The sequence below is a fragment of the Mesorhizobium sp. M1006 genome, assembly GCF_040318825.1.
GTDB lineage: Bacteria > Pseudomonadota > Alphaproteobacteria > Rhizobiales > Rhizobiaceae > Mesorhizobium.
In genome coordinates this window covers 25,376-37,701 of sequence record NZ_JAMYMZ010000019.1, presented here as the reverse complement: position 1 = coordinate 37,701, position 12,326 = coordinate 25,376, and the positions used below count along the sequence as shown (strand labels likewise).

Genomic DNA, 12,326 nt, shown 5'->3' with positions numbered 1-12,326 from the left:
GCCGGCAATGGCACCACTGAGACGTATTCTAGGTCATGCGGCGGCTTTCAGCGTTTCGAGAACGTTTTGCGGGGACGAGACGCCATAGGGGTCGGCCTCGCAGTTGTCGGAGAAACCTTCCTCCTCGAACCAGTGCTCCACCACGCCATTGTTGATCAGGGCGGCGTAGCGCCAGGAGCGCATCCCGAAGCCGAGATTGTCCTTGGCGACCAGCATGCCCATCTTGCGTGTGAACTCGCCTGAGCCATCGGGGATGAGCTCGACCTTCTGCAGGCCCAAGGACTTCCCCCACGCATTCATGACGAAGGCGTCGTTGACTGAGAGGCAGTAAATCGCGTCAATTCCCTCCTTCTCAAACTCATCATAGAGCTCTTCGAACTGGGGCAATTGGTAGGTCGAGCAGGTCGGCGTGAAGGCGCCAGGCAGCGAGAACAGGATGACCCGCCTGCCGGCAAAGTAGTCGTCAGATGTCTTTTCTTGCCAGCGATATGGATTTGGCCCCTGGACTGACTTATCGTGAACACGCGTGAGAAAGGTGACGAAGGGAACTTTCTTTTGAACTGTCATCAAGTTGCTCCTAAAGAAGAATACGGGCGCTGAATTCTGGCAGAGGCTGGCGCAATACCGAGCAAAGGCTCGTATGCCCGGCACGGAATGAGGACCTCGCGGCTCGCAACCTCCTTTTTCCCTCCCGACGTATGGGAACGTCTTGGCGGCTGGTCTTGGCCACCCGAACGCAATCGATCTGAGCGAGCTGACGTCGAGCTGCTTGGTTCCCACGGCTATGGCGCCGGAAGCGGGATCGGTCACTCGCGATCGTGCGTTTGGAAAAGGGATAGCGGCCGGAAGTAGCCAATATCGCAAGCATGTGGGGGCCTGAAATGTCACTTCACGCAACAGACTCGCGTCACTGGACTGGTTCAGCGTGTTGTCGATATGTGGCAGTGACCCGCCGGCCTTGGCTTGGGTGACCCTTTGACGGGGCTCTTGGGCACTCACATGCTGAACAGAACCGGTAAACGGCATTTGCGCGAGCGGCCCGTGTTGGCGTGCCGGCATCGGACCAGCCATGCGCAAAGCGGCCACCGAGAACGGACTTCCGGAGGAGACGATGTCCCGATGTTCAGCGGGAACGGGCACCGTCTCCTCAGGCCACTGTCTAGAGCTTCGCGTGTCGGGCATGGTGCAAGTCGCTTTCATCGTGATTTGATGGTGCTCTAACCAGGAGCAGCAAGCGGCGTGCCATTTCAAATAGAGGTGCTGTTGGACCGCCCCCTTCTTCTCGGAGGCTTGGAAGATCGGGCGCGCGCTATATCGCCTCGTCACACAGGCAACAACGATGCTGTATGGTGCGGATATTCGGCGCTTCAGCCCCGGCTGGGCAAAGAAGAACCGGAAGCCGAGCCGATGCATGGCGGGCACTCCAGTCGTAGCGTGTGCCGCTAGCGTTCATGGGTGCGCAGGCACGGCTATCGCGAACACGCGCCTGTCGCAGCAACATGAGCGCGCGCTCTTGGACAAGCGCCCCGGCGCCGTGAGGATCGAATTCCCCAATCGTGTCTGTTTGCCGCCCTCTTATGTTCGAAACTGGACCAGAATGTCGCAAGCCCGACCTAAAGGTCGCCCGAGGCGTTCTGTCCGACACTGTTCCGTCGCCTTTGTTGGCCCGCGACACCGGCTTATTTCGCCTAGCTCTTCTCTGGCCTCAGGCTAAGCCGCTGAGAAGCTGCCACAATTTTTTTCTGCTGCGGCCAAATTGGCACGAGATTTGAAGCACCTTCGTTGCGGGCCGGGAGCCGCCGACCGACTTTCATTTCGTGGATGACACGAATGGAACGAAGAAAGAAAAGCAAAATGTCAAATCCGCGTCGGATAGCGTCTATGGACAGGGGGTCCTCGGCGAAACCGCCCTTACCCAACAGCTCGCCGCCCTTGTCGACCCTTGCGCAGGAAATCTTGGCCGGCGGCGAGTCAAAGGCCCACCACACCGACTTTATCCTGACCTCGAAGGTGCAGGATAACGTTCTGCATCTCGCCGCGCGATGTGCCTAGACAGGTACGCGTTAGCCGATCTTGATAATCGGTCTGCCTTCGGACGACGTCGTCTACATGCCGTCTTAGGTCTTCGCTGCCGCAGCGCCCGCCGGTCACCTTCCGCCCTTCCATCGCTATAGAGTGAAGTGCCACCATGTCCGAACAACCTTTGCCGACGCTGCCGATGTGGCGCGTCGATCACATTGAGCCCTCGCCCGAGATGTTGGCGCTACGCGCCAACGGTCCGATCCACCACGTGCGCTTTCCGTCCGGGCACGAAGGCTGGTGGGTCACAGGCTATGACGAGGCCAAGGCGGTGTTGTCCGACGCGGCGTTCCGGCCCGCGGGAATGCCGCCGGCGGCATTCACCCCGGATTCGGTGATTCTCGGTTCGCCAGGATGGCTGGTCTCGCACGAGGGGGGCGAGCATACACGGTTACGCACGATCGTGGCGCCGGGCTTCAGCAACGGCAGGGTGAAGCTGCTCGCGCAGCAGGTCGAGGCGATCGCCACGCAGTTGTTCGAGACGCTGGCGGCCCAGCCCCAGCCCGCCGATCTGCGGCGCCACCTCTCCTTTCCGCTTCCGGCCATGGTCATTGGCGCGCTGATGGGCGTGCTCTACGAGGATCACGCCTTTTTCGCCGGGCTGTCCGACGAGGTGATGACGCACCAGCATGAAAGCGGCCCGCGAAGCGCGTCGCGCTTGGCCTGGGAAGAACTCCGCGCCTACATTCGCGGCAAGATGCGGGACAAGCGCCAGGATCCGGGCGACAACGTGCTGACGGATCTGCTCGCGGCGGTCGACCAGGGCAAGGCGACCGAGGAAGAGGCGATCGGCCTGGCGGCCGGCATGCTGGTGGCGGGGCACGAGAGCACCGTCGCGCAGATCGAATTCGGCCTGCTGGCCATGTTCCGCCATCCGCAACAGCGCGAACGCCTGGTCGGCGATCCATCCCTGGTGGACAAGGCGGTGGAGGAAATCCTGCGCATGTACCCGCCGGGCGCCGGCTGGGACGGCATCATGCGCTATCCGAGGACCGACGTGACCATCGCGGGCGTGCATGTTCCCGCGGAGAGCAAGGTGCTGGTCGGCCTGCCGGCGACGTCGTTCGATCCGCGCCATTTCGACGACCCGGAAATCTTCGACGTCGGACGTGACGAAAACCCGCACCTGGCGTTCTCCTACGGGCCGCACAACTGCATCGGCTTGGCGCTGGCCAGGCTGGAACTCAAGGCGGTGTTCGGTTCGATCTTCCAGCGCTTTCCCGCGCTGCGCCTGGCCGTGGCGCCCGAAGAACTGAAGTTGCGCAAGGAGATCATCACTGGCGGGTTCGAGGAGTTCCCGGTGCTCTGGTGATGCGCGGACGCCACGAGGAACGCGATGTTCTCCAAATTGCCGGCGCGCCTGCCGCGCGCCGATCAGATCAGCTAGCCAACAGGTGACCAAGATGGACGTGCAAGAAACCACGGCAGCATGCCGGGATGCCTTCGCCGAACTGGCGTCGCCAGCGTGCATTCAGGACCCGTACCCATTCATGCGGTGGTTGCGCGAGCACGATCCGGTACATCGCGCGGCGTCGGGCCTCTTTCTGTTGAGCCGCCACGCCGACATCTACTGGGCGCTCAAGGCCACGGGCGATGCTTTTCGGGGGCCGGCACCAGGCGAACTGGCGCGCTATTTCCCGCGTGCGGCGACCAGCCTGTCGCTAAGTTTGCTGGCGTCCACTTTAGCGATGAAGGAACCTCCAACGCATACGCGTCTGCGCCGGCTGATCTCGCGCGATTTCACCATCGGCCAGATCGACAACCTGAGGCCGACCATCGCTCGCATTGTCGCAGCGCGCCTGGACGGCATGGCGCCCGCACTGGAGCGCGGGGAGGCAGTGGACCTGCATCAGGAATTCGCGCTGGCCTTGCCCATGCTGGTTTTCGGCGAACTGTTCGGCATGCCCCCGGACGACATTCTCGGGCTCGTCACCGGCATCAGCGCCATTCTGGAAGGCCTGAGCCCGCACGCCAGCGATCCCCAACTCGCTGCGGGGGACGCGGCCAGCGCCAGAGTGCAGGCCTACTTCGGCGACCTCATACAGCGCAAGCGCACCGATTCCCGCCACGACATCGTGTCAATGCTGGTCGGCGCACACGACGACGATGCCGAGATGCTGTCGGATGCGGAATTGATCAGCATGCTCTGGGGCATGCTGCTGGGCGGCTTCGCCACCACTGCCGCGGCCATCGGCCATGCGGTCCTGGCGATGCTCGCGTATCCCGAACAGCGGCACTGGCTGAAGGGAGATGCCGTGGGGGTGAAGGCATTCGTCGAAGAAGCCCTGCGCTACGACGCGCCCGCCATGTTCAGCTCCATTCCGCGTATCGCCCAGCGCGACATCGAACTGGGCGGCGTGGTGATCCCGAAGAACGCGGACGTGCGCGTGCTGATCGCGGCCGGCAATCGCGACCCGGACGCCTTCGCCGATCCCGACCGCTTCGATCCCGTGCGGTTCTACGGCACCAGTCCTGGCATGTCGATCGACGGGAAGATCATGCTGACCTTCGGCCACGGCATCCACTTCTGCCTGGGTGCGCAACTGGCCCGGGTGCAGGTGGCCGAGAGCCTGCCGCGGATCCAGGCGCGCTTCCCCACGCTGGCATTGGCCGAGCAGCCGACCCGGGAGCCCTCCGCGTTCCTTAGGACGTTCCGCGCGCTGCCGGTGCGGCTGCATGGGCAGGAGGGCTGAGATGCGCGTCCTGGTCGATCAGGATCTGTGCGGAACTACCGGGCAGTGCGTGCTGACGCTGCCGGGCACATTTCGCCAGCGCGAACCGGACGGCGTGGCCGAAGTGTGCGTGGCGACGGTCCCGCAGGCGCTGCACGCCGCCGTGCGGCTTGCGGCCAACCAGTGCCCGGTCGCCGCCATTCGGGTCATCGAAAGCGACACTGGCCATGACGAGCGCGCCAGCGCCGACCCTGCGCCTTCTCCGGCGGAGGCCGAGCGGCATGCTGCGAAAGACCAATGCAATTCAGGAGACACGATGGGACGGTTTGAAGGCAAGGTGGCCGTGGTGACCGGCGCCGGCGCCGGCATCGGCAAGGCATGCGCTCTCGCCATCGCGCGCGGGGGCGGCAGAGTGGTGGTGGCCGACATTGATGGCTCGGCGGCCATCGCCTGCACCGCGCAGATCGCGGCCGAAGCAGGCCACGCGCTGCCCATAGCCATGGATATCGCCGATGAGCAGGCGGTGGCAGCGCTGTTCGAGACGGCGGAGCGGCACTTCGGGGGGGTCGACCTGCTGGTGAACAATGCGAGCGCCATGCATCTGACCCCGCGCGACCGCGCGATCCTCGACCTGGACCTGGCAGTCTGGGACCAGACCATGGCGACCAATCTGCGCGGCACGCTGCTCTGCTGCCGGCAGGCCATCCCACGGATGATCGCCCGCGGCGGTGGCGCGATCGTCAACATGTCGTCGTGCCAGGGGCTCAGCGGTGACACGGCGCAGACGTCCTACGCCGCGTCGAAGGCGGCGATGAACATGCTCTCGGCTTCGCTCGCCACCCAATACGGTCATGCGCAGATCCGCTGCAACGCCGTTGCGCCGGGTCTCGTCATGACCGAGCGTCTCCTCGCCAAGCTGGACGAGTGCATGCAACGGCATCTGCGCCGGCACCAGCTCCTGCAGCGCGTCGGCCGCCCCGAGGACGTGGCCGCGCTCGTGGCGTTCCTGCTCTCCGACGATGCTGCGTTTATCACAGGCCAGGTCGTGTGCATCGATGGCGGCATGCTGGCGCATGTGCCGACATACGCCGACGGTGGCAACAGCTGCGCCGCGCGCCCTGCCGGCGACACCGAATCGGCGGCGGCGGCGCGCTGCTGATGGACATGCTGCTCAACCCACTCGACCGTCGGCACCGGCTGCGATGCGACATCCCGGTCATGCCTGGCGCTTTCCCCCTGGTCGGGCATCTTCCCGCCATTGTCTGCGACCTGCCGCGCCTGCTGCAGCGCGCAGAACGGACGCTGGGCAGCCACTTCTGGCTGGATTTCGGCCCTGCCGGACATCTGATGACCTGTGTGCATCCGGATGCGTTCGCACTGCTCCGGCACAAGGACGTGTCCTCGGCGCTGATCGAAGAGATCGCGCCCGAATTGCTTGGCGGAACGTTGGTTGCCCAGGACGGCGGCGCGCACCGGCAGGCGCGCGATGCGATCAAGGCGGCGTTCCTGCCTAAGGGGCTGACCCAGGCCGGCATCGGCGACCTGTTCGCGCCCGTCATCTGGGCACGGGTGCAGGCGTGGCGCGACCGCGGCGACGTAACCATCCTGCGCGAAACCGGCGACCTGATGCTCAAGCTCATCTTCAGCCTCATGGGAATCCCCGCGCAGGACCTGCCGGGATGGCATCGCAAATACCGGCAACTGCTGCAGTTGATCGTCGCGCCCCCGGTCGACCTGCCCGGACTGCCCTTGCGGCGAGGCCGCGCCGCCCGCGACTGGATCGACGCGCAGTTGCGCCAGTTCGTCCGCGATGCGCGCGCGCATGCCGCGCGCACCGGGTTGATCAACGACATGGTGAGCGCCTCCGACCGCAGCGACGATGCGCTTTCCGATGACGTCCTGGTCGCCAATATCCGCTTGCTGCTGCTTGCCGGTCACGACACCACTGCCTCGACGATGGCCTGGATGGTGATCGAGCTGGCGCGGCAGCCTGTGCTGTGGGACGCCCTGGTCGAGGAGGCGCAACGCGTGTGCGCGGTGCCGACCCGGCACGCGGACCTGGCGCAGTGTCCGGTCGCCGAGGCGCTGTTCCGCGAGACGCTGCGCCTGCATCCGGCGACCACGCTCCTGCCGCGTCGCGCCCTGCAGGAATTGCAACTCGGCCAACGGCGCATTCCCGCGGGCACCCATCTGTGCATCCCGCTGCTGCATTTCTCGACCTCGGCGCTGCTGCACGAGGCGCCTGATCAGTTCCGCCTGGCGCGGTGGCTGCAACGCACGGAGCCGATCCGGCCGGTGGACATGCTGCAGTTCGGTACCGGCCCACACGTCTGCATCGGCTACCACCTGGTATGGCTGGAGATGGTGCAGTTCTGCATCGCCTTGGCGCTGACCATGCACAAGGCCGGGGTGCGGCCGCGGTTGCTGAGCGGCGTCGAAAAAGGCCGGCGCTATTACCCGACCGCACATCCGTCCATGGCAATCCGCATAGATTTCTCATGAGCTGGCATCGCATGCCCCGTGTGGCGAGGCAGCGGCGCCGGCGAGGCCCGGCATTGCTGCACTCAGCGCACGCGTTCGGTGCGACGCCGGCAACACCGCTGCGGCTTGGCGCTCGCCGTGGCCATCTCGTGTCAGGTACAAGGACCATGAAAAACATGCAGACCGGTTCCACGCTACACGACGACCGAACTGGCGTTTCCGCGCTCGGCGGATTGGGCGCGCAGGCGCGCGGCGCATCCGGCAGGCTGCTGCCGGAGATCTGGATGCAGGACGGCGCAAAGCGGGTCGAACAGGTACTGGCGCGTCTTCTCTGCGCCGAAGACGACGGTGAGACCGAGCTGATGGCGGCGATGCGCTACGCCACCTTGCATGGCGGGAAGCGCACCCGCGCCTTGCTCTGTCTGGCTGCCGGCGCACTGGCCGACACGCCGGCGCACATGCTCGACGACGTCGGCGCCGCCATCGAGATGATGCACGCCTGTACCCTGGTCCACGACGACCTGCCCGCGATGGACGACGACGTGCTTCGCCGCGGCCTTCCGACCGTGCACGTCAAGTTCGGCGAAGCCACTGCGATCCTGGTCGGCGATGCGCTGCAGGCGCACGCCTTCCTGACCCTGGCGAGCCTGGATGCGCCGGGCGACAACCGTATCGCGCTCGTGCGCGAACTGGCGCAGGCCGTGTCCGCCGAGGGTGCCGCAGGCGGGCAGGCCATGGATCTGTCGCTGGTCGGAAAGCACGCCGACCTGGACAGGATCGTGGCGATGCACCGGATGAAGAGCGGAGCGCTAGTGCGCGCGTCCGTTCGCATGGGCGCGCTATGCTCCATCGCGGAGGATGCCGCGCACGCTGCGCTGTACTGTGCGCTCGATCGGTACACCGCCTGTTTCGGCCTGGCGTTGCAGGTGATCGACGACATTCTCGACGCGACAGCGGATACCGCGACGCTGGGCAAGACCCCCGGCAAGGACGCGGCGGCGCAGAAGCCGACCTGCGCGTCGATCATGGGGCTGCAGGCAGCGCGCCAGTTCGCGCTGGATTTGTTGCGCGACGCCGGGGAAGCCATCGCCCCGCTGGGGCCGCGTGCGGAACGGTTGGCGCAGATACTGCAGCGGGCCAACGGGTATCTGTTCAAGCACGCGCCATGCGCATGAGCACGCCCGTCCACATGGAGTCGCCCCTGTGCCACTGCGATCGGCCGGCGGCAGCGGTGCATGCTGCACTGTGCCCGAGTCCGCGGCGATGTGCGCGGCGTCTGCCGATCCTGGTTCTCGTCAACCGTCTGCAGAAGGAACATCCCGCGTGAACGCGCTGTCCGAACAGATCCTTTCCGAATTGCGCCACCTGCTGAGCGAGATGAGCGAGGGCGGCAGCGTCGGTCCGTCCGTCTACGACACGGCGCGAGCTCTCCAGTTCCACGGCAACGCCACCGGTCGGCAGGACGCGTACGCGTGGCTCATCGCGCAGCAACAGGCCGATGGCGGATGGGGAAGTGCGGACTTCCCGCTGTTCCGCCATGCGCCCACGTGGGCGGCGTTGCTGGCATTGCAGCGTGCCGATCCTCTTCCCGGCGCCGCCGACGCAGTCCAGGCTGCAACCCGGTTCCTCGAGCGCCAGCCCGATCCCTACGCGCATGCGGTGCCGGAAGACGCGCCGATCGGCGCGGAGCTGATCCTGCCGCAGTTGTGCGGCGAGGCCGTATCCTTGCTGGGCGGCGTGGCGTTTCCGCGCCACCCGGCGCTGTTGCCGTTGCGGCAAGCGTGCCTGGTCAAGCTGGGGGCGGTGGGGACGTTGCCGAGCGGCCATCCGTTGCTGCACTCCTGGGAAGCCTGGGGGACGTCGCCGACCACCGCATGCCCGGATGACGACGGCAGCATCGGCATCAGTCCGGCGGCCACCGCCGCGTGGCGTGCGCACGCCGTGACACAGGGGAACACGCCGCATGTCGGGCGCGCCGACGCGTATCTGCAGGCGGCATCGCGGGCAACGCGCAGCGGCATCGAAGGTGTCGTTCCCAACGTCTGGCCGATCAATGTGTTCGAGCCATGCTGGTCGCTGTACACCCTGCATCTGGCCGGTCTGTTCGCGCATCCCGCGCTCGCCGAGGCGGTGCAAATGATCGTCGCGCAGCTCGACGCCCGCCTGGGCGTGCGCGGTCTGGGCCCGGCCTTGCACTTCGCGGCCGATGCGGACGACACCGCCGTTGCGATGTGCGTCCTGCGCCTTGCAGGCCGCGACCCGGCGGTCGATTCGTTGCGCCATTTCGAAATCGGCGAGCTGTTCGTCACCTTCCCCGGCGAGCGCAATGCCTCGGTGTCGACCAACATCCATGCCCTGCATGCGTTGCGAATGTTGGGAAAGCCCGCCGCCGGCACCAGCGCCTACGTCGAGGCCAATCGCAACCCGCACGGTCTATGGGACAACGAAAAATGGCACGTTTCGTGGCTGTATCCCACCGCGCATGCGGTCGCTGCGCTGGCGCAAGGCAAGCCCCAGTGGCGCGACGAGCGCGCGCTGGCGGCGCTCATGCAGGCGCAGCGCGACGACGGCGGCTGGGGCGCCGGTCGCGCCTCCACATTCGAGGAAACCGCCTATGCGCTGTTCGCGTTGCACGTGATGGACGGGAGCGAAGAGCCGACAGGGCGCCGGCGCATCGCGCAGGCGGTGGCGCGTGCGCGGGAGTGGATGCTCGCCCGCCATGCGGCGCATGCACTGCCGCAGACGCCGCTGTGGATCGGCAAGGAACTGTATTGCCCCACCCGGGTGGTGCGCGTGGCCGAACTCGCCGGGTTGTGGCTGGCGCTTCGTTGGGGGCGGCGCGTCCTGGCCGAGGGAGCAGGAGCGGCGCCATGATCCAGAACGAACGCGCGCTGCAGCAGGTGCTGGAGTGGGGGCGTTCCCTGACCGGGTTCGCCGACGAGCATGCCGTGGAAGCGGTCAGGGGCGGCCAGTACATCCTGCAGCGCATCCACCCGAGCCTGCGCGACACCAGCGCCCGCACCGGCCGCGATCCGCAGGACGAAACGCTGATCGTGGCATTCTATCGCGAACTGGCGCTGCTGTTCTGGCTCGACGATTGCAACGACCTTGGCCTGATCGCGCCGGAGCAGCTCGCCGCGGTGGAGCAGGCGCTGGGGCAGGGCGGGCCGTGCGCGCTCCCCGGATTCGAGGGCTGCGCTGTGCTGCGCGCTTCGCTGGCCGCGCTCGCCTACGATCGTCGCGACTATGCCCAGCTTCTCGACGATACCCGGTGCTACTGCGCGGCGCTGCGCGCCGGACGCGCGCAGGCGGCAGGGGCGGAACGCTGGTCCTACGCCGAGTACCTGCACAACGGCATCGATTCGATCGCCTACACGAACGTGTTCTGTTGCCTGTCGTTGCTGTGGGGGCTGGACATGGCGGCCTTGCGCGCGCGTCCGGCGTTTCGCCAGGTCCTGCGGCTCATCTCCGCGATAGGGCGCTTGCAGAACGATCTGCATGGACGCGACAAGGACAGGTCGGCTGGCGAGGCCGACAACGCGGCGATCGTGCTGCTGCAGCGCTATCCGGCTATGCCTGTGGTGGATTTCCTCAAGGACGAGCTGGCCGGCCATACGCGCATTCTGCACCGGGTGATGGCGGAAGAACGCTTTCCCGCGCCGTGGGGACCATTGATCGAGGCCATGGCGGCCATCCGCGCGCAGTACTACCAGACCTCAACCAGCCGCTACCGCAGCGACGCTGCGGGGGGAGGCCAGCGTGCGCCGGCCTGAACGCACGGGAGGCGGCGGCGTGCGCGCGCTGCCGTCGGTCCGATCCGACACAACGCCGTCGCCCGATGCGACGGATGGAGCGAGCGTGAGCGACACCGCCCTGAGCCGGCGCAAGGACGACCATCTGGACATCGTGCTGGATCGGCGAACGGCGACGGCCACGGTCGCCGCCGGCTGGGAGTACATCCGTTTCGAACACTGCGCATTGCCCGAGTTGGACTTGACGCAGATCGACCTGCGCGCCTGGCTGCTGGGCAAGACCATGCGCGCGCCGCTGCTGATCAGCTCCATGACCGGCGGCATGCCACGCGCCGAGGCCATCAACCGGCATCTGAGCGAGGCAGCGCAAGCCTTGGGGATCGCCATGTGCGTCGGTTCGCAGCGCGTGAGCCTGCAATCCCGCAACTCCCAGGGGCTGACGCGCGCGCTGCGCCGCCTGGCCCCAGACATTCCCCTGCTGGCCAATATCGGCGCCGCGCAACTGCGCGAGGCCGACGGCCTGGACCTGGCGCGCCGGGCGGTGGATGCGCTGGAGGCCGATGGACTCATCGTCCATCTCAATCCGCTGCAGGAAGCGGTACAGCCGGAGGGAGACCGCGACTGGCGCGGCGTCCTGGCGCAGATCGCTCGCGCCGCGCGCAGCGTGGGCGTGCCGATCGTGGCCAAGGAAGTGGGGTCAGGCCTGTCCGCCTCGGTGGCCTGTGCGCTCGTCGAGGCGGGCGCGGCGGTGATCGATGTCGCCGGCGCCGGCGGCACCAGTTGGGCCGCGGTGGAGGGCGAGCGCGCCCGCGATGCCGCCGACCGTGCAGTGGCGATGGCCTTCGCCGATTGGGGGATTCCGACCCCGGCCAGCGTGCAGGCGGTACGTCGGGCGCTGCCAACGGTGAAGCTGATCGCGTCGGGCGGGATCCGCGACGGCGTCGACGTGGCCAAGGCCATCCGCCTGGGCGCGGACATCGCCGGGCAGGCGGCCGGCGTGCTGCGCGCGGCTACGGTATCCACCGAGGCGGTTGTCGCGCATTTCGAGATCGTCATCCGCCAGTTGGCCGTCGCCTGCTTCTGCACCGGCTCGGCTGATCTGGCGGCGTTGCGTCAGGCGCGCTTGTTGCCCTCAGCGCGTCTGCCCGTCGGTTGATGCCGGCGTCGCCCGCACGTGGCGGCGGGCGCCTAGTCTTACTGAGTCAGAAAGGATGGAAAGCGCTACCGGGCTGGGCTTCGCCGTCGCCACCACTCTCGCCGAGTCGGCGGTGAACTCAGTCGTCGGGAAACGTATGGTCAAGAAGCAGCAGATGCGCTGGTCACTTCACGGTGCGCATATGCT

The 12,326-nt window shown here is 66.7% G+C and carries 10 protein-coding genes and 1 pseudogene; 9 read left to right on the top strand and 2 right to left on the bottom strand.

The annotated features are described in order from the left end of the window. Nucleotides 1-33: 33 nt before the first annotated feature. Together NKH60_RS19240 and NKH60_RS19235 are read right to left on the bottom strand one after the other, a co-directional pair. The gene (locus tag NKH60_RS19240; RefSeq protein WP_352872978.1) at nucleotides 34-567 is read right to left on the bottom strand and encodes a peroxiredoxin; all 534 of its coding nucleotides are present in this window, start codon (nucleotides 565-567) and stop codon (nucleotides 34-36) included. A 1,121-nt stretch (nucleotides 568-1,688) separates the two neighbouring features. Then, nucleotides 1,689-1,988: a hypothetical protein gene (locus NKH60_RS19235; protein ID WP_352725454.1), complete on the bottom strand. Its 300-nt coding sequence runs from the start codon at nucleotides 1,986-1,988 to the stop codon at nucleotides 1,689-1,691. A 200-nt stretch (nucleotides 1,989-2,188) separates the two neighbouring features. On the opposite strand from NKH60_RS19235, the gene NKH60_RS19230 reads away from it, so the two are divergent. From NKH60_RS19230 to fni, 9 genes and pseudogenes are all read left to right on the top strand, one after another. Continuing rightward, the gene (locus NKH60_RS19230) at nucleotides 2,189-3,391 is read left to right on the top strand and encodes a cytochrome P450 (RefSeq protein ID WP_352872976.1); all 1,203 of its coding nucleotides are present in this window, start codon (nucleotides 2,189-2,191) and stop codon (nucleotides 3,389-3,391) included. 91 nt (nucleotides 3,392-3,482) lie between these two features. Further along, a complete protein-coding gene (locus tag NKH60_RS19225; RefSeq protein ID WP_352872974.1) occupies nucleotides 3,483-4,772 on the top strand; it encodes a cytochrome P450 in 1,290 nt (429 codons plus the stop codon). Continuing rightward, a pseudogene (locus tag NKH60_RS19220) lies at nucleotides 4,756-4,899 on the top strand (ferredoxin); the annotation flags it as partial. The gene NKH60_RS19225 and the pseudogene NKH60_RS19220, both read left to right, overlap by 17 nt. A 168-nt stretch (nucleotides 4,900-5,067) precedes the next feature. Beyond that, nucleotides 5,068-5,910, top strand: coding sequence for an SDR family oxidoreductase (locus NKH60_RS19215; protein ID WP_352578896.1), 843 nt, complete (start codon nucleotides 5,068-5,070; stop codon nucleotides 5,908-5,910). Continuing rightward, on the top strand, nucleotides 5,910-7,253 hold the full coding sequence (locus NKH60_RS19210) for a cytochrome P450 (RefSeq protein WP_352872972.1): 1,344 nt from the start codon (nucleotides 5,910-5,912) through the stop codon (nucleotides 7,251-7,253). Before NKH60_RS19215 ends, NKH60_RS19210 begins: the two co-directional genes overlap by 1 nt. 155 nt (nucleotides 7,254-7,408) lie before the next feature. Next, complete coding sequence (locus NKH60_RS19205; RefSeq protein ID WP_352842915.1) at nucleotides 7,409-8,407, top strand: polyprenyl synthetase family protein; 999 nt, start codon at nucleotides 7,409-7,411, stop codon at nucleotides 8,405-8,407. Nucleotides 8,408-8,555: 148 nt separating this feature from the next. Further along, nucleotides 8,556-10,106: a hypothetical protein gene (locus NKH60_RS19200; protein ID WP_352872970.1), complete on the top strand. Its 1,551-nt coding sequence runs from the start codon at nucleotides 8,556-8,558 to the stop codon at nucleotides 10,104-10,106. Then, nucleotides 10,103-11,005, top strand: a complete 903-nt coding sequence (locus tag NKH60_RS19195; protein WP_352872968.1) for a terpene synthase family protein — start codon at nucleotides 10,103-10,105, stop codon at nucleotides 11,003-11,005. The genes NKH60_RS19200 and NKH60_RS19195 overlap by 4 nt, the downstream gene beginning before the upstream one ends. Nucleotides 11,006-11,033: 28 nt before the next feature. Continuing rightward, on the top strand, nucleotides 11,034-12,140 hold the full coding sequence (fni, locus tag NKH60_RS19190; RefSeq protein WP_502893773.1) for a type 2 isopentenyl-diphosphate Delta-isomerase: 1,107 nt from the start codon (nucleotides 11,034-11,036) through the stop codon (nucleotides 12,138-12,140). Nucleotides 12,141-12,326: the final 186 nt, after the last annotated feature.

Excerpts from the sequence above, each read along its gene's own strand:
- NKH60_RS19195 (WP_352872968.1), top strand. The coding sequence starts at position 10,103 with ATGATCCAGAACGAACGCGCGCTGCAGCAGGTGCTGGAGTGGGGGCGT.
- NKH60_RS19205 (WP_352842915.1), top strand. The coding sequence starts at position 7,409 with ATGCAGACCGGTTCCACGCTACACGACGACCGAACTGGCGTTTCCGCG.
- NKH60_RS19225 (WP_352872974.1), top strand. The coding sequence starts at position 3,483 with ATGGACGTGCAAGAAACCACGGCAGCATGCCGGGATGCCTTCGCCGAA.
- NKH60_RS19215 (WP_352578896.1), top strand. The coding sequence starts at position 5,068 with ATGGGACGGTTTGAAGGCAAGGTGGCCGTGGTGACCGGCGCCGGCGCC.
- NKH60_RS19240 (WP_352872978.1), bottom strand. The coding sequence starts at position 567 with ATGACAGTTCAAAAGAAAGTTCCCTTCGTCACCTTTCTCACGCGTGTT.
- NKH60_RS19230 (WP_352872976.1), top strand. The coding sequence starts at position 2,189 with ATGTCCGAACAACCTTTGCCGACGCTGCCGATGTGGCGCGTCGATCAC.
- NKH60_RS19210 (WP_352872972.1), top strand. The coding sequence starts at position 5,910 with ATGGACATGCTGCTCAACCCACTCGACCGTCGGCACCGGCTGCGATGC.